This window comes from Halorubrum sp. SS7, assembly GCF_005435055.1.
Lineage (GTDB): Archaea > Halobacteriota > Halobacteria > Halobacteriales > Haloferacaceae > Halorubrum > Halorubrum salinarum.
This window is the reverse complement of the sequence record NZ_SGXV01000798.1, coordinates 1-211: the sequence shown is the minus strand read 5'-3', so window position 1 is coordinate 211 and position 211 is coordinate 1. Positions and strand designations below refer to the sequence as shown.

The following is a 211-nucleotide window of genomic DNA, read 5'->3' as shown; positions in this document are numbered from 1 at the left end:
AGCAACTCACAGAGAGCAAGGCCCAGAAGAAGGACGTTATTGTCAATTACTACAAGCTGCCGACTGAAGCCGAGGAGGTCGAGTTCGAGACACCGCCGGAAGAAACGCCGCAGAATATTCGCGAACTGGTGGAGACCGCGATTGACAACATCGTCCGCGAAGGGTACCAGGGAGAAGGCGTCTATACCGATCAGGTGTTCCACGCGGTGCT

Annotated in this window: 1 protein-coding gene; it reads left to right on the top strand. The window is 55.5% G+C overall.

The genetic code is table 11. The features are described 5' to 3' along the window. A partial coding sequence (locus tag EXE44_RS20605) for a hypothetical protein (protein ID WP_158293534.1) occupies positions 1-211 on the top strand: 211 nt, incomplete at both ends.